We start from the raw sequence: 774 nt of genomic DNA on the forward strand, positions 1-774 counted from the left end.
GCCTTGGTCAGCTCACGGTAGGTGCCGGGCTTGAGCATTCCCAGCTTCACCACGCCCTCGGCGTTGCGCTTCAGGCGCACCACCTCAAGGCCCACGGTCTCGCACATGCGGCGGATCTCGCGGTTCTTGCCCTCTTTCAGGGTCATTTCCATCACGGTGCGGCCCGGCTCGTCGGTGACAACATTGATGGCGCAGGGCATGGTCTTGGTGCCGTCGTCCAGCACAACGCCGCTGCTCAGCTTCAGGATCTGGCTTTCATCGGCGCGGGGCTGCACGGTGACGCGGTACAGCTTGGAGATGCCACCCGACGGATGGGTGACGGCCTGCGCAAACGCGCCGTCGTTGGTCATGAGCAGCAGGCCCTCGCTGTCCTTATCCAGACGGCCCACCGGGTACAGGCGGGCGGGGATATCGCTCACCAGCTCCATCACGGTCTTGCGGCCCAGCTCGTCGCTGGCGGTGGTCACATAGCCGCGGGGCTTGTACAGGGCCAGATAGTACATCTGCTGATCCTTGCGGATATAGATGCGCTCGTCGTCCACGTGCAGCACGTCGCGGTTGGGGTCCATCTTGTCGCCCACCTTGACGGGGTGGCCGTTGACCTTCACGCGGCCCTCGGCGATGATCTGTTCTGCCGCACGGCGGGAGCACAGACCCTGTTCAGCCATGATCTTTTGAATACGTTCTTCTGCCATAATAAAACTCCTTGTGCGCCTCCCGGCGCTCAAAATGCGCACCTCTCCCCTGCTTTGGGGCGCGGGTGCGCCTGTATCA

The 774-nt window shown here is 63.2% G+C and carries 1 protein-coding gene; it reads right to left on the reverse strand.

Translation table 11 applies throughout. From position 1 onward, the window contains the following. On the reverse strand, positions 1–695 hold a 695-nt coding region (locus QZL71_RS12955; protein WP_294649134.1), incomplete at its 3' end, for a pseudouridine synthase. Between the last annotated feature and the right edge of the window lie 79 nt (positions 696–774).

The sequence above is a fragment of the uncultured Faecalibacterium sp. genome, assembly GCF_900066275.1.
Taxonomy (GTDB): domain Bacteria; phylum Bacillota; class Clostridia; order Oscillospirales; family Ruminococcaceae; genus Faecalibacterium; species Faecalibacterium taiwanense.